Below are 18,972 nucleotides of genomic sequence, written 5' to 3'. Positions count from 1 at the left end.
TTGCCCGGGTTATCTTGCTCACCTCAGGGCGTGCCATTGGCCCCGTAGCGTCGAAACCCCGGCCGCTCTTTCAGTCGCTGGTAGTAGTCGTCCACGGCGGGTAGCGACGGGCGATCATAGGGCGTCTCCAGCCAGCGGTTGACTGACAGCCCGATGGGAATGTCTGCCAGCGAGAAGTGCGGACCGGCCACATATCCTCCGGTTGTTTGAAGCTGTCTCTCCAGGATCTCCATGCAGTGAGACCACTGCAGGCAAGCTGCGTGAAGGGCCTGATGGTCTTGATGCTGGGGGGAGCGCCTCACCAGCGACAGGAAGGCGTAGCGCCAGGCGGTGTTCAAGTCCGATGCCTGCCAGTCAATCCATTGATCGACCCTGGCCCTGGCTCTCGCCTCGGCGGGATAGAGTGCATTGGCACCATGGCGCGTCGCCAGGTAGCGGATGATGGTGTTCGACTCCCACAGCGTAAAATCCTCATCCTGAATGACGGGCACCATGGCGTTGGGGTTGAGTGCCAGAAACGCCGGGGTATCCGTGGGTTTGAAGCCAGATCCCCACTCCTCCAGCTCGAAGGGGAGGGTCAGCTCGGCACAGGTCCACAGTACCTTGCGCACATTGATTGACGACGCCTTGCCCAGTATTCGCAACATCTTTTTCGTCCTTGTCCGGGGTGATGGATGGCCTGTTTGTCGCAGACATGCCACTTCCCTGTTTGCGTAGCCATCAGGGCCCTGCACTGTCACTGACCGTGCGGGGCCCTGTTTTATTGACTGGCGAGTCAGCCGTGGGTGGTCCTGGGCTGGAAATAGGCGATAAATTTGCCGAGTTTCTCCCCGTCGTAACTCTTCCCCTTCTCCAGCAGCCCGGTGTTGAAGGACTCGAGCAGCCTGCCCTTGGCATCCAGCACGTAGAAGTGGGGCACCCCCAGATACTCGGGGTAGGCTTTCAGGAAGGATTCATTCTTGTTCTGCTCGCTGACGTTCACCTTGACCACCACGAAGGTGCGGTTGAGCTGGCCGGCGAGATCGGGTTCCCGGTCTAGAAAGCGGTTCATCTCCTGGCACCAGCTGCACCATTCGCCCCCCACCAGCAGCAGGATTTTCTTGCCCTCGGCACTGGCCTTGGCGGTAGCGGCGGCGAGATCGCGGGCCGGATCCCGCGTCTCGTCATAACCCTGGCTGTAATCGGGCAGGCTCTGACTCCAGAGGTGGTCGCCCGCGCAGGCGGCGCCATTGAAAAGGAGGGTGCCCAGCATCAGGGGCAGTAACAGTCGTTTCATGGTCTCTTCCTTGTGTCGTTATCTTTGCTTCCAGGCGCAGACAATGTGACACGAGGCGTTTCCTGCGCCAAGCCGCAAACAGGGAAGGGAAAGGCAAAAAGCGGCAATGGAATGGCAGAAAACAACAAAGCCCCTCGAGAGGGGCTTTGTATTCAGGTCAGGGGCGATCAATAACCCTGCTGGTGGACGTCCATCACGGCGCGACCGGAGGGGTCGGCCATCTCCTTGAACTTGGCATCCCATTCGAGCGCGGTCGGGGTGGAGCAGGCGACCGACTTGCCGTAGGGCACGGTGCGGGCGGCGGACTCCAGCGGGAAGTGCTCGTCGAAGATGGCGCGGTAGTAGTACGCCTCCTTGGTGAGCGGGGTATTGACGGGGAAGCGGAAGGCCGCGGCCTCGAACATCTGATCCGTCACCTCTTCCTCGACCATGGCTTTCAGGCTGTCAATCCAGGAGTAGCCCACACCGTCGGAGAACTGCTCCTTCTGACGCCACGCCACTTCGTGGGGCAGCAGACCCTCGAAGGCTTCCCGCAGGATGTGCTTCTCGATCTTGCCCTTGCCGCACATCTTGTCGGCGGGATTGAGGCGCATCGCCACGTCCATGAACTCCTTGTCGAGGAAGGGCACGCGGCCTTCCACGCCCCAGGCGGCCATGGACTTGTTGGCCCGCAGGCAGTCATACAGATGCAGGGAGGCGAGCTTGCGCACGTTCTCCTCGTGGAACTCACGGGCGTTGGGGGCCTTGTGGAAGTAGAGGTAGCCGCCGAACAGCTCGTCGGAGCCCTCTCCCGACAGCACCATCTTGATCCCCATCGCCTTGATGTAGCGCGCCATCAGATACATGGGCGTGGAGGCGCGGATGGTGGTGACGTCATAGGTCTCGAGGTGATAGATGACGTCCCGCAGGGCATCCAGCCCTTCCTGCACGGTGAAGTGGATCTGGTGGTGGATGGTGCCCAGGTGATCGGCCACCTTGCGGGCGGCGGCGAGATCCGGCGACCCTTCCAGGCCGACGGCGAAGGAGTGCAACTGGGGCCACCAGGCTTCGCTCTTGCCATCGTCTTCCACCCGGCGGGCGGCATAGAGCTTGGTGATGGCGGAGATGACGGACGAATCCAGACCACCGGAGAGCAGCACGCCATAGGGCACGTCGCACATCAGCTGGCGCTTGACCGCCGCTTCCAGGGCCGCTTTGAGCTCGGCCTTGTCGCTGACGTTGTGCTCGACCGGCGCGTACTCCATCCAGTCCCGTTTGTACCAAGTTTTAAGCTCGCCATCCTTGCTCCACAGGTAGTGTCCCGGCGGGAAGGTCTCGACGCTCTTGCACACCGGCACCAGGGCCTTCATCTCGGAGGCGACGTAGAAGTTGCCGTGCTCGTCGCGGCCGGTATAGAGGGGGATGATCCCCATGTGGTCGCGACCAATCAGGTAGGCATCCTGCTCGGCGTCATAGAGGATGAAGGCGAAGATGCCGTTCAGATCGTCCAGGAACGCCGGGCCCTTTTCCTTGTAGAGGGCCAGCAGCACTTCACAGTCGGAGTTGGTCTGGAACTGGAAGTCGACCTTGAGGTTCTTCTCCAGCTCCTTGTGGTTGTAGATCTCGCCGTTGACGGCCAATACGTGTGTGCGCTCGGGGTTGTAGAGAGGCTGTGCGCCGTTGCCCGGATCGACGATGGCCAGGCGCTCGTGCACCAGGATGGCCTTGTCGGAGCTGTAGACGCCGGACCAGTCAGGCCCGCGGTGACGCAGTCGCTTGGACATCTCCAGGGCCGATTTGCGCAGGGCAGTGGCGTCGGTCTTGATGTCCAGAATGCCGAAAATAGAACACATTGGCGGTAATCCTCTTGATTTTTATATGAGCCCCCCACGTTTGGGCTCGAAATTCCATTTACATTCCTCGCCAATCACAATGCCTAGCGGAAAACCCTTTTGCAAGCGGGAAAACCGCAGAAAATCATGCCGTAAGCGTCAAGTTGCGCAGGGGATGGCGGCCGCCCGGCCGCCTGAAGAGAGAGGGTCAGGGTTGACGTGCGCGTCAAGTCGCGGCGGGTTCGAAGATCACATAGAGCTTGCGGCAAGGGGTGAGGGTCTCCCACTGCCCGACAAAACCGGCGGGAATGACGAACTGATCCCCCGGTTTGAGGTGCAGCCGGCCGCCCTGCTCGTCGTGGATCACCGCCTCCCCTTCCAGCATCTGGCAGTATTCGTGTTCGGTATAGTGAACGGCCCAGCAGCCCGGCTCGCAAGCCCAGAAGCCCACGTGAAACTGCTGGCTCGGGTCTGAGTAGTGGTTCCATGCCGTCTGGCTCGGCGTTCCGGCCCTGATGCGCTCGGGGGCGGGCATCAGCGGGGTGGGGGAGACAGTGTGCTTGTCCAGCAGGATCCAGTCGTTCAGGCTCTTCATGGTGCGTCCTTGAGTGGCGAAGGAGCATCCTGCTCCCGTTTAGTTTGTTTAACGATGTTGCGCTTACGTTAAACGAAACGGGCCCCCTTTGCCAAGGGGGCCCGTGCAGGCTGAAGGCTACCGGAAGGGCGGCACCCGGGATCAGACGATGTCGATGTCCACCACGGAGTCGAAGATGTGGTTCGGTCGAAACGGCATGCGGTCGATATCCGCTACCTTGCTCACCCCGGAGAGCACCAGCACCGTCTCGAGACCGGCCTGGAAGCCCGCCAGGATGTCGGTGCGCAGGTTGTCGCCGATGATGATGGTGTCGTCGGAGTGAGCCTCCATCCGGTTGAGGGCCGCGCGAATGATCCAGGCGCTCGGCTTGCCGACATAGAAGGGCTTCTTGCCGGTCATCCGCTCGATGGGGGCGCACAGGGCGCCGCAGGCCGGGTACATCAGGGGGCCGTGGGTATCGGGGTTGGTGGCGATGAAGCGGGCCCCCTGATCCACGAACTTGGCGCCCTGCTGCATCATGGTCCAGTTGTAGTTGCGGGTCTCCCCCACCACCACGAAGTCCGGGTCGATATCGGTGATGGTGAAGCCGGCTTTATAGAGCTCGTGGGTCAGGGCCCCTTCGCCAATCACATAGGCCTTCTTGCCATCCTGGCGCTTGAGAAAGTCGGCGGTGCCCATGGCGGAGGTGTAGAAGCACTCCTCGGGGACCTCTATTCCGGCGGAGCGGAAGCGGTTTTGCAGATCTTTCTGGGTCTGGGCCGGGTAGTTGGTGAGGAACAGGAGCTTGCTGCCCTGCTCCAGCAGGCGGTGGACGAAGCGGTCGGCGCCGGGAATGAGATCGTTGTTGTGCAGGATGACGCCGTCAATGTCACAGATGACGTTTTTCTTCATGAATTCTCCTTGTAGGGCGCAAGAGCGGGGACAGGGCATCCCTCTGTTCGTCTCTTCAATCGGTTATGGTTTTTGTGCCGCCATTATAAGGCCCTTTGATGACAAGTCTCCTCCGGCGGGCCAGATGGGTGCACAATGAAGGCGAAGGGAGGGCGCCGCCCCGGTGGTGTCAGCACGGAGTCTGACGATGGAGCCGTCATCATGGAGCACTTTATTGCCGGCTTGCCCAAGCTGGAACTGCACCTGCATATCGAGGGGACCCTCGAACCCGAACTGATGTTCGCCCTCGGCCAGCGCAACGGGGTGGCGCTGCCCTGGCCCGATGTCGACAGCCTGCGCGCCGCCTATGAGTTCGACGGCCTGCAATCCTTCCTCGATCTCTACTACCTCGGCGCCAGCGTGCTCATCCATGAACAGGATTTCTTCGACCTCACCTGGGCCTATCTCGAGCGCTGCGTTGCCGATCACGTGGTGCACGTGGAGATCTTTTTCGACCCTCAGACCCACACCGCCCGCGGCGTGCCTTTTGCCACCGTGCTGGGGGGCATCGAGCGGGCGTTGCAGGCTGGCGAAGCAGCCTTTGGCATCAGCTGGCGGCTCATCATGAGCTTCCTGCGCCACCTGAGTGAAGAGGCGGCATTCGCCACCCTGGCAGAGGCCATGCCGCACCTGGCGCGCCTGCACGGGGTCGGCCTCGATTCGGGGGAGCGGGGCAACCCGCCCAGCAAGTTTGCCCGGGTCTTCGCTCGCTGCCGCGAGCTGGGGCTGCCGCTGGTGGCCCATGCCGGCGAGGAGGGACCTGCGGACTACATCTGGCAGGCGATCCGGGAGCTCGGGGTGCAGCGCATCGATCACGGGGTGCGCTGCGTCGAGGATCCCGCGCTGCTGAGCTACCTGGCCGACACACGGTTGCCCCTCACCGTCTGCCCGCTTTCCAACGTGCGGCTCAGGGTGTTTGACCAGATGGCCCACCACAATGTGCTGAGGCTGCTGGAGCAGGGGCTCTGCGTCACCGTCAACTCCGACGATCCCGCCTATTTCGGGGGATACCTGGGGGCCAACTTCCAGGCCCTGGCCGACGGGCTTGGCGCCAGCCAGGAGCAGCTGTGCCGCCTTAGTCTCAATGCCGTGGAGGCGAGCTGGCTGAGCCTTGCGGACAAGGTGCGCCTGACCCGGGACATTCGCCTCCATGCCGCCCTGCACGGGGTGAGCCTGCACTGAGCAGGCCGCCTTGCACACCTTGAATGCAGGAGGCCCGCCATGGCTGGCGGGCCTCTTTGTGCCATCGTTGGGCGGGTATCAACCCACCCGCACCAGATACTTCTCCCCTTGTCCCTCCTGCTTGACGCGGGTGAGCAGGGCAGGCAGGGCGTCGAAGTCGCCCACCACCAGCGGCGGTAGGGTCAGCTCGCCGCTCGCCATCTGCGCCATCATGGCGACACCGGCCGCCACCAGGCGGCTCCACTGTTTATCCGAGCCAAAGGCGTGCTGGGCGCCGAGGGCAATCTCGTGCAACGAGTGGCAATGGCTAAAGGCGGGCAGCGGGTTGCGCGCGATGCGCCCGAGCACCGTCACCATGTGGCCGTAATAGCCAAGGGCAGGCAGCAAGGCTTCTGCCTGCTGGCTGGAGACCAGATCGATGATCCCCTCGAAGGGTTCACCGCCGTTGGCGGCCTGCAACTGGGTCAGCCAGTCGGGATCCCGATAGTCCGCCACCCCCTGCACGCCTAGCTGTTTGAGCCACTGGTGGTGGTGCGGGCTGGCGCTGGCAAAGACGCGGGCCCCCTTCTGGAGGGCAAGTTGCACCGCGAAGCGGCCGACACTGCTGCCAGCCCCCGTGATGAGCAGGGCCTCCCCGTGCAGGTGCGGCAGCTTGGCCAGTGCCTGCCAGGCGGTGAGGCCGGGGCAGGGGAGCGCGGCGGCCGCCTCGTCGCTCAGGGCATCGGGCACCGGCATCAGGGCGCGAGCCGGCACCAGGGTGTGGCGGGCAAAGCTGCCGCCGTGGCGCAAGTCGGTGTGATAGGCGACCCGGGTGCCGGGGCGCAGGTGGGTGACGTTGGCCCCCAGTGCCACCAGGGTGCCCATGCCATCGACGCCGGGCACATGGCCGGGCTGCCAGTGGGGATGACCCTGTTCGATGAGTTTCCAGTCCACCGGATTGAAGGCGATGATCCGGTTGGCGACGAGGACCTCGTCGGGCCCGGGGGTGGGGAGCGCTTGCCGGGTGAGGGTGAGCTGGTCCGGTTCGCCGGGGGCGTGCCAGCACCAGGCCTGGGTATGGGTCACGGTGACTCCTTGGATGAGAGGGGTGGGTGCCTTGATTGAATTACATGGCGTAACAATGCCTTGAACTGCTGTTGCACTGGCAAGACAACAAGGCGAGCCCCCTGTTGGAGGGCCCGCCCTGGAAGAGGTTCGGCGCCAGCCGCCTTATGCCCGCTCTGCCCCATAGACGGGGTAGTCCGTCAGCCCTTTCTCGCCGCCGCCAAACAGGGTGGCGGGATCATGGGGGGCGAACGGATGGCCGTGGCGCAGGCGGTTCGGCAAGTCGGGGTTGGCCACGAAGGGGCGACCGAAGCCAATCATGTCGGCCCAGCCCGCCTCGATGGCGGCGCGGGCGCGTTCCCCATCGTACTTGCCGGCGTAGATGAGGGTGTTGGGGAAGGCGTCGCGCAGCCCCTGCTTGAAGCTCTCCGCCATCAGGGGGGCGTCGTCCCAGTCCGCTTCGGCGACGTGCAGATAGACCACGCCGAGCTGGCCCAGCAGGCGCGCGGCGGCCAGATAGGTCTCCTGGGGGTTGGCATCCACGGTGCCGTTGAGGGTGGTGAGCGGCGCAAGGCGTACCCCGACCCGGTCGGGACCGATCTCGTCACTGACCGCCTCGGTCACCTCTTTGAGGAAGCGCAGCCGGTTTTCGAGCGAACCGCCATAGCTGTCGGTGCGGGTATTGGACTCGGAGTCGAGGAACTGGTTGATGAGGTAGCCGTTGGCGGCGTGCAACTCGATGCCGTCAAAGCCCGCCTCCATGGCGTTGCGGGCGGCCTGGCGAAACTGCCCCACCACGGCGTCGATGTCGGCCTGGGTCATGGCGCGCGGGGTGACGGTCTCCACAAACCCCGGGGCATCGCTGCCGTTGTCGACGAACACCTTCACTCCCTTGGCCTGGATGGCGGAGGAGGAGAGGGGCTGGGCGCCGCCGATGTTGTCAGGATGGGTGACCCGGCCCACGTGCCAGAGCTGGGCGAACATGATGCCACCCTCGGCGTGGACGGCATCGGTTACCTGCTTCCAACCTGCCACCTGCTCGGCGCTGTGGATGCCCGGTGTCCAGGCGTAGCCCTTGCCCAGGGGATCTATCTGGGTGCCTTCGCTGATGATGAGGCCGGCCCCGGCACGCTGGGCGTAGTAGGTCGCCATCATGGCGTTGGCCACGTCCCCGGGCTGGCTGGCGCGGGAGCGGGTCATGGGGGGCATGACGATGCGGTTGGCAAGGTGCAGCTGGCCGAGGCGAAGGGGGCAGAACAGGGGATCGTGGTGCATGATGGATTCCTCAATCTTTGGGAGTGAGGTGACTCTAGAGGGGATTGTTATTGTGAAAAAGAGGGGGTATTGCAGAAGAGAATTGCCGTTATCGCAGCAATGGCGCGGGAGGGGCCGGGCTCGGGCCAGAAAAAAGAGGGCCAAAGGCCCTCTTTTGCTGCATTGCCACCGATGATCAGAGGGAGAGTGGGGTGACCCGTACTCGCTCGATGCGCCGCTCGCTCACGGCCATGACCTCGAAGCAGAACTGGCCGAGGTGCAACTGCTGACCGACGTCGGGCAGGCTGCCGAAGTGGGAGAGCAACATGCCCGCCAGGGTCACGTACTCGTCGCTCTCGCTCACCAGACCGTCGCAGTTCAGGGCTTGCTCCACCTGGTGGATGTTGGTGGTGCCGTGGATGAGCCAGTGCTCGCCCTCGCGCACCACATCGGGGGTCTCGTCCTCGTCCGGCAGCTCGCCGACGATGGCCTCCAGCAGATCGTGGTTGGTGACCAGCCCCTGGATGACGCCAAACTCGTCCGCCACCAGAATGAGGCTGCCCCTGGCCTGGCGCAGCTCCGCCAGCAGCCGGATCACGTTGATGGTCTGGGGCACGATGACGGGCTCGTTCTGTCTGGCTAGTGCTGCCAGGGATTGCCCCTCGTTGAGGGCAAACAGCAGATCCCGAGCCTTGACCACCCCGATGATCTCGTCCAGCTCCCCGTCACAGACCGGGAACAGGCTGTGGGGGGCCCGTTGCAGCAGGGCGCGGATCTCGTCCTCGCTGTCGCTCACGTCGATCCACTCCATCTCGGAGCGCGGGGTCATGATGGTGCGAATGGAACGCTCGGCCAGCGACAGCACGCCGCTCACCATGTAACGCTCCTCTTCACCGAAACCGGGGGGCAGGGGCTGAGCCTGCACCTCTTCCTCGTCCTCCTGCGGGTGGGCTGAGCGCTTGTTCCCCCCCATCAGCTTGAAGATGGCGGCGGTGGTGCGCTCGCGCAGGGGCTGGCGCGCCTCGTGGCGCAGGGCACTGCGCTGGGCGAGCTGGTTGAAGAACTCGATGAGCACCGAGAAGCCGATGGCCGCGTAGAGGTAGCCCTTCGGAATGTGGAAGCCGAAGCCCTCCGCCACCAGGCTGAAGCCGATCATCAAGAGGAAGCTCAGGCAGAGCACCACCACAGTGGGGTGGGCGTTGACGAAGCGGGTCAGGGGCTTGGAGGCGAGCACCATCACTACCATGGCGATGGTCACGGCCGCCATCATGACGCCGAGGTGATCCACCATGCCGACGGCGGTGATGATGGAGTCCAGGGAGAAGACCGCATCCAGCACCAGGATCTGGGCGATCACCACCCCGAACCCGGCATAGACGCCGGTGCCGCCTTGCTCCTCGGGCTTGGCCTCGAGTCGCTCATGCAGCTCGGAGGTGGCCTTGAACAGCAGGAAGAGTCCGCCTCCCATCAGGATGAGATCCCGACCGGAGAAGGGGTGATCCCAGATGTGCAGCAGAGGAGCCGTGAGGGTGACCAGCCATGACATGATGGTGAGCAGTCCCAGGCGCATCAGCAGGGCCAGGGAGAGACCGATGATGCGCGCCTTGTCCCGCTGGGCGGGGGGCAGTTTTTTCACCAGGATGGCGATGAAGACCAGGTTGTCGATCCCGAGAACGATTTCCAGGATGATCAGGGTAAGAAGACCGACCCAGATTGACGGGTCCAGCAAGAATTCCATGTGATTGACCTCAATGAAGACAGATGCAGTGAATCGTGGTCACGGCGTGGCCGTGGTGACGGAGACGATCGCTTCAGAGGCGTTGGTTGAGCAGGTACAGATAGGCTTTGATGGGAAAAGACGAAGGGCTACTTCGGGGATTGTCCATGATGGGCAATAAAACCTCGGGTCAAAAGTGAGCCCTGATGATAACGACTCGCCGCCATTTGGCAAGGGGGCTGTCAGGGGGACGCGACGAGGGGATTGCCGACGGGGGAGGCAAGGGAAAGGGGCATTGATGCGCAGCCAAGTTTGACTGGAGATAAAAGAGCGACACATTGACACGATCACAAATATAGGTGCTGAACAAGGAAAATAAACGATCTGATACCAACAACCGGATTCATCAGGCTCATATATATCCATTGTTTTTGTAATAATTTGTTTCAGGGGGAAATATTGCGGCTGTGTCATGGGAGAAAGAAGGAATAGAGGGGGTTATGGTGTTTGATATGGAGTTATTATTCTAGATTTAACTTGTTCGCCACCAACTAATTCACATGAATCATATATTCAGCGTATAAAAAGCAAGGAGGCCCAGGCCTCCTCGTTTGCGCTCACACTGGTTGTTTCAGGGGACGTTAACCCTGGTCGTCAGGTCAATTGCCGGTATAGGCCGCGCCCTGAACATGCCCCTTCTTGTCGCTCAGACAGGACCAGGGGGCATCGGCACCCGGCACCTTGATGGTGACGCCAACCCCGGCTTCCGAGTCCATCACGTCGATCACCTGGAGCTGCTGTTGTGCCACGTCTGTCTTGTCGGAGACCGCCTTGAGACAGGCTTTCTCGGCGGGACTGGCCTTGTGGGAAGTCGCAGCAGCAGGGGCTGCGGTGGAGACGGGATGACAGACGCCGGAGCCATTCTTGCTGTTGTAAGAGACGTCGTATTTCCCGTTGATGTTGCTGATGGAGAGAATGACTCCTGACCCCTTCACCTCGAAGAAGTCCTCACCGTACTCCTTGACCTTGGCCTCTTGGCCGTTGATATAGACGGGGCCCCCTTCATCGCTGTGAAACTGGATCTGGCCCGGGCACTCATAATTCAACTGGGGAATGGCAGCTTGTGCCGCACCGGTCATGATCAGCGTCATGACAGCAATGACTGTGTTTTTCATGGATATTGCCTCAACTGTATAATGATACGATGTTTGTTATTTTATTTTTCCGGTTAATAACAACTCCCTCTTTGGCATTCAATCACCGCCTCCCTGCACACAAATAAATAGCGGTGACACTTTCTTTTAGCAACGAATTTTTATTTGTTTGGTATGGGATGAAAATAAATCTTGATCCAACAGGGGTGGCAAACGTTTGTGTCTTTGGCGGGGGAGGAACACTGGTGGATGTCCTGGGACCAGAGGTCCGTTGAGCACACCCGCAGAGGGCAGAACACGGGGAGACTCGGGAGACACAGGAGAAAAGTGCAGAACAACCAACGCCGGAGTGGGGATCCCGGATGAGTCATCGAGCGGGGCTGTGCAGCCCCGCGCGTCATTCAGCGTGCAGTCCGGGTCAGAGCCAGCGTTTCTCGCGGGTGAAGCAGACCGAGAGCCAGGCGTCCCCCAGGGTATCGCCGAGGCGGGACCAGAGCTCCTGGCGCAGGGCATCCTGGCGCTCGACGGGCCACTCCTGGCCGGGGGCCACCAGGATGTTGAGCTCGAGATCGAAGCGGCGGCCGCTTTTTGCCAGGTGGCTGTAGCACTCGACCCCATGGCGCAGGCGCAGGGCTTCGACTTCGCTGGCCACCAGCCGGGAGACATCCCCCTTGGGGGCAATCTTCAGCACTTCCCGCAGGTTGCGACCGAGCACCTTGATGGGGATGAGGGTGGCACACAGGGCCAGCAGCGAGACCAGCACCGGGTCTATGTAGCGGTTGTAGTGGCCGTAACCCAGGGTATCGAGCCCGATGGCGACCAGAAAGCCGATGAGCAGGGTGGCGCTGAGCAGGGTATCCACCAGCCACTCCTTGGAGTCCACCCGCACCAGCTCGGAGTTGACCCGCTCGGCCACGTCGGCCTCGATGAGATAGAGGATGCCGCAGAAGAAGGTGGAGACGACGGCATAGATGAGGGCGTGGCCGAGATCTATTTCTCGTCCGCCCGCCAGAAGGGAGGTGATGCCGCCATAGAGGGCACCGAGGCAGAGCAGCAGAATGATGGCGCCGTTGATGACGTTGGCGATGGGTTCGAAGTGGGCGTAGCCGTATTGGAAACGGGCGTCGGAGGGGCGGGTAACCAGGTAGGCGGTGATGAGCCCAAGGCCCGTCATGCCCATGCTGAACAGGGTGAAGATGCCGTCCAGCATGATGGCGTTGGAACCGACGAACAGACCATAGCCGATCCCGAAAATGGCAAAGGTGATGCAACCAAACAGCGACAGGGTCAGCGCCTGTTTTTCGGTGCGAATAAGCGTACTGATAACATGGCTGTAGTGAGCCATAAAAGTCCTCCTTTCAAATGGTGAAGATTGCGCGCGCAAGCGGTTTTCTAGCTGATATACTGCCCGCTCACATGTGAGCGGACTGGTTCGGACACCCGCAAAGAGGCAGGTCCGAACGGTCGTTGTCGCCGGAATGCCGGCATCAAGCAAAGGATGGGAACAAGGATTCATGATCCCGAGACTCGATTACCAGGACAGTTTGTCACCTACAACCCTGCAGTTTCTTGAGTTGCTGGCGCGATCAGCATTTCGTGGTGATATCGAAAAGTCTTATGCAAGCCGGTTGGCGATGGCGACGGATAACAGCGTCTATCAGGTCGTACCTCAGGCGGTTCTCTATCCGCGCAGCGCGGATGACATAGCGGTGATGCTCAAGCTGGCCCAGGGGCCCGAGTACGCAACCTTGAGTTTCTTCCCTCGCGGTGGCGGTACCGGCACCAATGGCCAATCCTTGGGCGGCGGCATTATCGTCGATCTCTCGCGCCATATGAACCAGATCATGGAAATTAATCTGGAAGAGGGCTGGGTGCGGGCCCAGGCCGGGGTGGTCAAAGACCAGCTCAACGCCTATTTGAAGCCCCACGGCTACTTCTTCTCGCCGGATCTCTCCACCTCCAACCGGGCCACCCTGGGAGGCATGGTCAACACCGACGCCTCGGGGCAGGGGTCGCTGGTGTACGGCAAGACCTCGGATCATGTGCTCGGCCTCAAGGCCGTGCTGGAGAACGGCGATCTCATGGCGACCGAGCCGGTGACCGGCCAGCGTCTGGCGGACAAGCTGGCCCTCGAGACCCGTGAAGGGGAGATCTATCGCACCCTCTATCGCATCGGCCGCGAGCGGCGCGCCGACATCGAAGCCACCTTCCCCAAGCTCAACCGCTTTCTGACCGGTTACGATCTCAAGCACCTCTATCAGCCCGATACCGACACTCTGGATGTGAGCCGGGTGCTGTGCGGCTCGGAAGGCTCTTTGGGCTTCATCATCGAAGCCCGCCTCAACATCACCCCCATCCCGCGCTACCGCACCTTGGTCAACGTCAAGTACGACAGCTTCCCCTCCGCGCTCAGAAATGCCCCCTTTATGGTACAGGCCCACGCCCTGTCGGTGGAGACGGTGGACTCCCGGGTGCTGGGACTGGCCCGCGCCGACATCATCTGGCATTCGGTGAAGGATCTCATCCAGGATGTGCCCGGCAAGGATCTGCAGGGGCTCAACATCGTCGAGTTTGCTGACACCGACGAGGATGCGCACAAGGCCAAGGTGGAGGAGCTGTGCCGGCGCATCGACGCCCTGCTGGCCAGGGGGGAGGCGGGGGTCATTGGCTATCAGGTGTGCGACCACCTGCCGAGCATCGAGACCATCTATGGCATGCGCAAGAAGTCGGTGGGGCTGCTCGGCAACGCCGAGGGGCGCAAGAAGCCGGTGGCCTTCACCGAAGACACCGCCGTGCCGCCGGAATCCCTGGCGGACTTCATCATGGAGTTTCGCGCCCTGCTGGACGCTCACGGCCTTGACTACGGCATGTTCGGCCATGTCGATGCCGGGGTGCTGCACGTGCGCCCGGCGCTGGACTTGTGCGATCCCGAGCAGGAGGTGCTGCTGCGGCGCATCTCGGATCAGGTGGTGGCGCTCACCGCCAAATACGGCGGCCTGATGTGGGGCGAGCACGGCAAGGGCTTTCGCTCCGAATACAGCCCCGCCTTCTTCGGCGAGCTGTGGGAAGAGCTGCAACGGGTCAAGGGGGCGTTCGATCCGGCCAACCGCATCAACCCGGGCAAGATCTGCATGCCTTATGGCAGCGGCGCTTCGCTTGTCTCGGTGGACGGGCCCAAGCGCGGCAAGTTCGACCGCCAGATCCCGATTGCCGTGCGCGAGAGCTATACACGGGCGCTGGATTGCAACGGCAACGGTCTGTGTTTCACCTTCGAGACCGACTCCCCCATGTGCCCCTCGGTCAAGATCAGCCGCGACCGCCGTCACTCCCCCAAGGGGCGGGCTGGCCTGATGCGTGAATGGCTGCGCCAGTTGTCGGAGCAGGGCTTCGATCCCCTTGCCGAAGAGGTGGCGCTGCAAAGCGGGGGTCTACGCTTCAAGCAGATCGTCGACAAGTTCCGCAATACGGTGGCCCGCGCCCGGGGCGAGTATGACTTCTCCCACGAGGTGATGGAGGCGATGGAGGGGTGCCTTGCGTGCAAGGCATGCACCAGCCAGTGCCCCATCAAGGTGGATGTGCCCACCTTCCGCGCCCGCTTCATGCAGCTCTATCACAGCCGATATCTGCGCGGCCCCAAGGATTACTTCGTGGGCACGGTAGAAAGCTATGCGCCCCTGCTGGCCAAGGCCCCCAAGCTGGTCAACTTCTTCCTCGAAAAAGAGTGGGCCCAGAAGGCGACCGAGAAGAGCATCGGCATGGTGGATGTGCCGCTGCTCTCCGTGCCGACCCTGGCCGAGGAGCTGCGTGATCACCGCGCCCGCTATTTCGATCTGCCGGGCCTCGAGGCCATGAGCCCCGAGCAGCGCCAAAAAGTGGTGCTCATCGTGCAGGATCCCTTCACCAGCTACTACGACGCCCCCGTGGTGCGTGACCTGGTGAAGCTGGCCAGCAAGCTGGGTTATCAGCCCTACCTGCTGCCGTTCAAACCCAACGGCAAGCCTCAGCACGTGAAGGGATTCCTGCGCGCCTTCGCCCGCACTGCTGCCAGCAGCGCCCAGTTCCTCAACAAGGTGGCGGCCCTCGGCATCCCCATGGTGGGGGTCGACCCCTCTCTGGTGCTCTGCTACCGGGACGAGTACGTGAAGGCGCTCGGCCCCGCCCGCGGCGATTTCCAGGTGCTGCTGCCCCAGGAGTGGCTGCTCTCCCTGCCTGCCGAGGCGCTGCCGCTGCGGGAAGAGGCTGGCACCGACCCCTGGTATCTGTTTGCCCACTGCACCGAGAAGACCGCCAAGCCCACCACCCACGGTGACTGGAGCACCCTGTTTGGCCGCTTCGGTGCGCGTTTGCAGCCGGTGTCGGTGGGTTGCTGCGGCATGGCGGGCACCTATGGTCACGACGCCAAACAGGTGGAGAACTCCAAGGGGATCTACGGTCTGAGCTGGGCCGAGCCCCTGGCTCGCCTGCCGCAAGCCCGTTGTCTGGCCACCGGATATTCGTGCCGCAGCCAGGTCAAGCGGATGGAGGGGGAGAAGCTCAAGCACCCGCTGCAGGCCCTGCTGGAACTGCTCTGATGCTCCACTTTCCCAAGGGATTCCGGGTGCCAAAGGCCTTTCGGCACCCGCATTTTCTGTTGCTCCCCACCACGCCGTCCCAGGCCGTGGTGGAGTTTGCCGCCATCCTGCGCGAGCGCGAGCAGCTCCATCAGCTGTTTCGCCCGGACGATGTGTGGCCCTCCGCCAATTTCAGCCTGAGTCAGCACGAGGCCGACTTGGAGTGGCAGCACTCCGAGTTTCTGGCCAAGCGCTCCTTTGCCTATGGCCTCTGGAGCCCGGACAGGGAGCCCCGCTTCTGGGGCGGGGTTTACCTCTATCCGTCGGTGCTGCCGGAGGTGCAGGTGGAGCTCTTCTTCTGGAAGGTGGTCGAGGCGCCGCTCACTGACAGCGAACTCGAAGCCGAACTGCGCACCTGGCTCGGCAAGGTATGGCGCTGGTCCGAGCCGCGTCTGCCGGGGCGGGACGGCCCCTGGGCCGAGTGGCCAGGTGTGACCTATCCCTGGTGAGGGTCAATCTCGATGCAAGATGCCCCGGCGTGGGCATCTTTTTTTTTGCGCCTTTTTCGCCGACACTGCTGGTTTGCCGCTACAGCGCAGCGATAACCCGTTGATCACGCAAGGAGTCCGCTCACCATGAGTCAAGAAAGCAGCCCCATCTGGCGCAAACCCATGAGCCTGGAGGGGCTCAACGCCAGCTCCCGCAACACCCTGATGGCCCACCTCGACATCGTCTACAGCGCCTTTGGCCCCGACTGGCTGGAGGCCACCATGCCGGTGGATCACCGTACCCATCAGCCGCTCGGGATGCTGCACGGCGGCGCCTCCGTGGTGCTGGCGGAAACGCTGGGATCGCTCGCGGCCAATATGGCGGTCGGGCCTGACAGTTATTGTGTGGGTCTGGAGGTGAACGCCAACCACCTGAGGGCCAAGCGGGAAGGGGTGGTGACGGGGCGCTGCGCGCCGCTGCATCTGGGGGCGACGACTCAGGTGTGGCAGATCGAGATTCGCGATGAACGTGGTCGTTTATTGTGCACCAGCCGATTGACCATGGCGGTGCTCAAGCACAAGCGGGACAAGGACTCTGGCGAAGCGTGATCGGCAATAACGCATCATGAGTGAAAAATAAGCAAGCCATAGTCGCGAGATCCCTCTATAATTGCCAACGTCTTGAGACACCTATCACATTTTTCAAGACAGCAGAACAAAGTGGCGCTATAATCGCCGCCTTTTTGCTATTCCGCGGTGTTAGCCGCCTGCCTTAATCTGGAAGAATCTATGTCTGATACCGAACAACTGCCCCTTTTTAGTGAGCTTGGACTGGCCGCGCCTGTATTGAAAGCGCTGCAGGACGTGGGCTATGAGCGCCCGTCTCCCATCCAGGCCGCAGCAATTCCCCACCTGATGGCGGGACACGATCTGCTGGGGCAGGCACAAACCGGTACAGGGAAGACCGCTGCTTTTGCCTTGCCTCTGTTGTCTCGTCTGGAAGCTGGTAACCGCAACACCCAGATCCTGGTGCTGGCCCCGACCCGCGAGCTGGCCCTGCAGGTGGCAGAGGCGTGCCAACGCTATGCCCACCACATGCCCGATTTCCACGTGCTGCCCATCTACGGCGGCGCTTCCTACGAAACCCAGACCCGCGCCCTGCGCCGCGGTGCTCAGGTTGTCGTGGGTACCCCGGGCCGCGTGATGGACCTGATCCGTCGCAAGAACCTGGACCTCTCCGGTCTGAAAGCCCTGGTGCTGGACGAAGCGGATGAAATGCTGCGCATGGGCTTCATCGACGACGTGGACTGGATCATGGATCAGTGCCCGGCCGGTCGTCAGGTTGCCCTGTTCTCTGCCACCATGCCGGAGCAGATCCGTCGTGTTGCCCAGAAGCACCTGAAGCAGCCCAAAGAGATCAAGATCGCCTCCAAGACCGCGACCGCAACCACCATTCGCCAGCGTTACTGGCAGGTGACCGGTCTGCACAAGCTGGACGCCATGACCCGTCTGCTGGAAGTGGAATCCTACGAAGCCCTGCTGGTGTTCGTGCGTACCAAGAACGCCGCCGAAGAGCTGGCAGGCAAGCTGGCTGCCCGTGGTCACGCCTGTGAAGCGCTGCACGGTGACATCCCGCAGAAGCTGCGTGAGCGTACCGTTGACAAGCTGCGTCAGGGTCAGCTGGACATTCTGATCGCCACCGACGTGGTCGCCCGCGGTCTGGACGTTGAGCGCATCACCCACGTGGTGAACTACGACATTCCCTACGACACCGAATCCTACGTGCACCGTATCGGCCGTACCGGCCGTGCCGGTCGCAAGGGTGAAGCCATCCTGTTCGTGGCGCCGCGCGAGCGTCGCATGCTGCGTGCCATCGAGCACGCCACTCGTCAAGCCATCGAGCCGATGAAGATGCCGAGCACCGAGGACATCAACCAGCACCGTCTGGCCAAGTTCAAGGAGCGCATCCGCGAAACCATGATGGGTGAAGAGCTCGAGATCTACCACAACCTGGTGAACGAGCTGATCGAAGAAGATTCTGCCGATCCGCTGGAACTGGCTGCCGCACTGGCCAAGCTGGTACAGGGCGATCAACCGCTGCTGCTGGATGACTCCATTCCGGATCCGGTGTTCAACGCTGGTAACGATCGCGGTGGCTTTGAGCGTCGTGAGTTCAACGACCGTGGCGGTCGTGACTTCGGTGACCGTGGCGATCGTCCGGCCCGTCGCATGCCGTCCCTCGAACCGCGTCCGCTGAAAGACAACCCGGACGTGGAGATGGAGCGTTACCGTGTCGACGTGGGCGCCCATCACGGCGTCAAACCGGGCCAGATCGTGGGTGCCATCGCCAACGAAGCGAACATCGAGAGCCGCTTCATCGGCAACATCGACATCGCCGATGACTTCTCCACCGTCGATCTGCCCAAGGGCATGAGCGCCGAGGTGCTGGAAGTGATCAAGAAGGCCCGTGTCTGCCAGCGTCCGCTGCAGATCACCCGTTACACCGAAGTGCCGGCCGGCGGCAACACTGCTCCCCGTCCGCCCCGTGGTGATCGTCCGTTCCGTGGCGACCGTCCTTTCAACAAGGATCGCCGTCCCCAGGGTGACCGTCCCTTCAACAAGGATCGCCGTGAAGGCGGTTTCGACAAGGGTCGCAAATTCGGTGGCAACAAGCGCCGCGACAGCTAAACCCTGACTGCACTGATGAGAAGGCCGCTCCATGGAGCGGCCTTTTTTGTGTCTGTTTTTCAGATGCGTAGCAAAGATTGTCACCTTTTTCCGGCCGTGGCGGGCACCCGGTTTGATGAGGAGCCAGTGAAAAGAAAAATGGTGCAATCCATTTGCCTGGGGGTGGCGCCTGGTGTCATTCTTTGGGAAGCGATTGGGTACTTTTGGAAGGCGCAGAGATAGTTGCTGGTTGCAAACGACTGCGACTTTGGTCTGAAGGTGCATTCTGTTGTTTGCATATGAG

At 62.1% G+C, this 18,972-nt stretch carries 15 protein-coding genes; 5 read left to right on the top strand and 10 right to left on the bottom strand.

From position 1 onward, the window contains the following. Window positions 1-23: 23 nt before the first annotated feature. The 5 genes from OKC41_RS00400 to OKC41_RS00380 all read right to left on the bottom strand — a co-directional run bounded on the left by OKC41_RS00400 (window position 24) and on the right by OKC41_RS00380 (window position 4,573). The gene (locus tag OKC41_RS00400) at window positions 24-647 is read right to left on the bottom strand and encodes a glutathione S-transferase family protein (protein ID WP_039038772.1); all 624 of its coding nucleotides are present in this window, start codon (window positions 645-647) and stop codon (window positions 24-26) included. A 128-nt stretch (window positions 648-775) separates the two neighbouring features. Further along, the gene (locus tag OKC41_RS00395) at window positions 776-1,276 is read right to left on the bottom strand and encodes a thioredoxin family protein (RefSeq protein ID WP_201893711.1); all 501 of its coding nucleotides are present in this window, start codon (window positions 1,274-1,276) and stop codon (window positions 776-778) included. 167 nt (window positions 1,277-1,443) lie between these two features. After that, the gene (gene asnB, locus OKC41_RS00390) at window positions 1,444-3,108 is read right to left on the bottom strand and encodes an asparagine synthase B (protein WP_201893713.1); all 1,665 of its coding nucleotides are present in this window, start codon (window positions 3,106-3,108) and stop codon (window positions 1,444-1,446) included. A 205-nt stretch (window positions 3,109-3,313) separates the two neighbouring features. Continuing rightward, on the bottom strand, window positions 3,314-3,682 hold the full coding sequence (locus OKC41_RS00385; protein WP_041213049.1) for a cupin domain-containing protein: 369 nt from the start codon (window positions 3,680-3,682) through the stop codon (window positions 3,314-3,316). 141 nt (window positions 3,683-3,823) lie between these two features. Further along, window positions 3,824-4,573, bottom strand: a complete 750-nt coding sequence (locus OKC41_RS00380) for an HAD-IIA family hydrolase (protein ID WP_010675115.1) — start codon at window positions 4,571-4,573, stop codon at window positions 3,824-3,826. Between the two features lie 201 nt (window positions 4,574-4,774). Here OKC41_RS00380 and OKC41_RS00375 point away from each other — a divergent pair, with 201 nt between their 5' ends. Next, complete coding sequence (locus tag OKC41_RS00375) at window positions 4,775-5,794, top strand: adenosine deaminase (RefSeq protein ID WP_201893715.1); 1,020 nt, start codon at window positions 4,775-4,777, stop codon at window positions 5,792-5,794. Window positions 5,795-5,872: 78 nt separating this feature from the next. On the opposite strand, the gene OKC41_RS00370 is transcribed toward OKC41_RS00375, so the two are convergent. The 5 genes from OKC41_RS00370 to OKC41_RS00350 all read right to left on the bottom strand — a co-directional run bounded on the left by OKC41_RS00370 (window position 5,873) and on the right by OKC41_RS00350 (window position 12,308). Beyond that, window positions 5,873-6,859 carry a zinc-binding dehydrogenase gene (locus OKC41_RS00370; protein WP_201893716.1) on the bottom strand — a complete coding sequence of 329 codons (987 nt, stop codon included), beginning with the start codon at window positions 6,857-6,859 and terminating at the stop codon, window positions 5,873-5,875. A gap of 144 nt (window positions 6,860-7,003) precedes the next feature. Next, window positions 7,004-8,113 (bottom strand): alkene reductase, encoded by a 1,110-nt coding sequence (locus OKC41_RS00365; protein ID WP_201893718.1) that lies wholly within the window; start codon window positions 8,111-8,113, stop codon window positions 7,004-7,006. Between the two features lie 175 nt (window positions 8,114-8,288). Then, window positions 8,289-9,830 carry a TerC family protein gene (locus OKC41_RS00360; RefSeq protein ID WP_201893720.1) on the bottom strand — a complete coding sequence of 514 codons (1,542 nt, stop codon included), beginning with the start codon at window positions 9,828-9,830 and terminating at the stop codon, window positions 8,289-8,291. Window positions 9,831-10,468: 638 nt separating this feature from the next. Beyond that, the gene (locus tag OKC41_RS00355; RefSeq protein ID WP_191967279.1) at window positions 10,469-10,984 is read right to left on the bottom strand and encodes a hypothetical protein; all 516 of its coding nucleotides are present in this window, start codon (window positions 10,982-10,984) and stop codon (window positions 10,469-10,471) included. Between the two features lie 397 nt (window positions 10,985-11,381). Then, the gene (locus OKC41_RS00350; protein ID WP_041214996.1) at window positions 11,382-12,308 is read right to left on the bottom strand and encodes a cation diffusion facilitator family transporter; all 927 of its coding nucleotides are present in this window, start codon (window positions 12,306-12,308) and stop codon (window positions 11,382-11,384) included. A gap of 169 nt (window positions 12,309-12,477) precedes the next feature. Here OKC41_RS00350 and OKC41_RS00345 point away from each other — a divergent pair, with 169 nt between their 5' ends. The 4 genes from OKC41_RS00345 (at window position 12,478) to OKC41_RS00330 (ending at window position 18,689) form a co-directional block, all read left to right on the top strand. Further along, window positions 12,478-15,534, top strand: a complete 3,057-nt coding sequence (locus OKC41_RS00345; protein ID WP_270671576.1) for an FAD-binding and (Fe-S)-binding domain-containing protein — start codon at window positions 12,478-12,480, stop codon at window positions 15,532-15,534. Then, window positions 15,534-16,022 carry a hypothetical protein gene (locus tag OKC41_RS00340; protein ID WP_270671575.1) on the top strand — a complete coding sequence of 163 codons (489 nt, stop codon included), beginning with the start codon at window positions 15,534-15,536 and terminating at the stop codon, window positions 16,020-16,022. Before OKC41_RS00345 ends, OKC41_RS00340 begins: the two co-directional genes overlap by 1 nt. 126 nt (window positions 16,023-16,148) lie before the next feature. Further along, complete coding sequence (locus OKC41_RS00335; RefSeq protein WP_101149468.1) at window positions 16,149-16,610, top strand: hotdog fold thioesterase; 462 nt, start codon at window positions 16,149-16,151, stop codon at window positions 16,608-16,610. Window positions 16,611-16,790: 180 nt separating this feature from the next. Then, window positions 16,791-18,689, top strand: a complete 1,899-nt coding sequence (locus OKC41_RS00330) for a DEAD/DEAH box helicase (protein WP_029314717.1) — start codon at window positions 16,791-16,793, stop codon at window positions 18,687-18,689. Window positions 18,690-18,972 lie beyond the last annotated feature (283 nt).

The sequence above is a fragment of the Aeromonas sp. QDB17 genome (genome assembly GCF_027705305.1).
Taxonomy (GTDB): Bacteria; Pseudomonadota; Gammaproteobacteria; order Enterobacterales; family Aeromonadaceae; genus Aeromonas; species Aeromonas caviae.
Note: the sequence above shows the minus strand (reverse complement) of the source record. Positions and strands in the feature narration are given on the sequence as shown.

Coding starts and splice junctions, on each gene's coding strand:
- OKC41_RS00375 (WP_201893715.1), top strand. CDS start 4,775: ATGGAGCACTTTATTGCCGGCTTGCCCAAGCTGGAACTGCACCTGCAT.
- OKC41_RS00400 (WP_039038772.1), bottom strand. CDS start 647: ATGTTGCGAATACTGGGCAAGGCGTCGTCAATCAATGTGCGCAAGGTA.
- asnB (WP_201893713.1), bottom strand. CDS start 3,108: ATGTGTTCTATTTTCGGCATTCTGGACATCAAGACCGACGCCACTGCC.
- OKC41_RS00360 (WP_201893720.1), bottom strand. CDS start 9,830: ATGGAATTCTTGCTGGACCCGTCAATCTGGGTCGGTCTTCTTACCCTG.
- OKC41_RS00365 (WP_201893718.1), bottom strand. CDS start 8,113: ATGCACCACGATCCCCTGTTCTGCCCCCTTCGCCTCGGCCAGCTGCAC.
- OKC41_RS00385 (WP_041213049.1), bottom strand. CDS start 3,682: ATGAAGAGCCTGAACGACTGGATCCTGCTGGACAAGCACACTGTCTCC.
- OKC41_RS00330 (WP_029314717.1), top strand. CDS start 16,791: ATGTCTGATACCGAACAACTGCCCCTTTTTAGTGAGCTTGGACTGGCC.
- OKC41_RS00395 (WP_201893711.1), bottom strand. CDS start 1,276: ATGAAACGACTGTTACTGCCCCTGATGCTGGGCACCCTCCTTTTCAAT.
- OKC41_RS00350 (WP_041214996.1), bottom strand. CDS start 12,308: ATGGCTCACTACAGCCATGTTATCAGTACGCTTATTCGCACCGAAAAA.
- OKC41_RS00355 (WP_191967279.1), bottom strand. CDS start 10,984: ATGAAAAACACAGTCATTGCTGTCATGACGCTGATCATGACCGGTGCG.
- OKC41_RS00380 (WP_010675115.1), bottom strand. CDS start 4,573: ATGAAGAAAAACGTCATCTGTGACATTGACGGCGTCATCCTGCACAAC.
- OKC41_RS00340 (WP_270671575.1), top strand. CDS start 15,534: ATGCTCCACTTTCCCAAGGGATTCCGGGTGCCAAAGGCCTTTCGGCAC.
- OKC41_RS00335 (WP_101149468.1), top strand. CDS start 16,149: ATGAGTCAAGAAAGCAGCCCCATCTGGCGCAAACCCATGAGCCTGGAG.
- OKC41_RS00345 (WP_270671576.1), top strand. CDS start 12,478: ATGATCCCGAGACTCGATTACCAGGACAGTTTGTCACCTACAACCCTG.